At 43.7% G+C, this 854-nt stretch carries 1 protein-coding gene; it reads left to right on the top strand.

The features are described from left to right. The coding region (locus R7Z50_RS25990) for a twin-arginine translocase subunit TatC (RefSeq protein ID WP_318149540.1) at nucleotides 1-357 on the top strand (357 nt) is incomplete at its 5' end. Between the last annotated feature and the right edge of the window lie 497 nt (nucleotides 358-854).

The following is an 854-nucleotide window of genomic DNA, read 5'->3' as shown; positions in this document are numbered from 1 at the left end:
GTGGTATTTCCACTGGTATTTGGCTTTTTTACTGCGATTTCTCTCGGTGGGGTTGAGTTTGCGACCGATATTTCGAGCTACCTAGATGTTGTGCTGGCGCTGTTTATGGCGTTTGGTATTGCGTTCGAAGTGCCAGTGGCGATTATCCTACTTTGTTGGACTGGGGCGACCACGCCGCAAGACCTAAAAGAGAAGCGTCCATACATTATTGTGGCTGCGTTCGTTGTCGGCATGCTGCTGACGCCGCCAGACATGATTTCGCAGACGTTACTTGCGATCCCAATGTGCTTACTGTTTGAGGTTGGTCTGTTCTTTGCTCGTTTTTACACTCGTAAAGATGAGGAAGAAGAGGAGTAATCCTTCAGTTTTTAGACAGTAAAAAGCGGCTCAAATGAGCCGCTTTTTTGTTGCGGTTGGTTTGTTATTTTGGGCTAACTACTTAACTTTCAATACGTAACCACATTTAGTACAGACATAAACTTCTTTGATGCCTAGCAGCTTTTGAAAAAAGTTGCGTGGTACGCGTTGCAAGTAAGCACCATGTGTACACATTTCAATATCCGTATTCATGTTGTTTTACACCTGTGCTAAGACGTAGGCGAATAGCAGTATAAGAAAAGAATGTGTCGAGTTGTCGACAGTCACAAGAAGCGTACTGATGGAATACGTATGATGCGAAGTGGGTAGGGTTACAAGTTAATAGTTATGTCTATCAACACTACAGTATTGCTGGTTGAGTCGTTTCAGGTTTGGCCTGTTCACCCAACCGTTTAGGCAATAAAAAGCGACCTAGTGTGGCCGCTTGTTGCGTTTGTTGTCTTGCTTAAATCTTGAATAAGCTTTTTGCATTTTCC

It is taken from the genome of Vibrio sp. 1249-1, from assembly GCF_033340495.1.
Note: the sequence above shows the minus strand (reverse complement) of the source record. Positions and strands in the feature narration are given on the sequence as shown.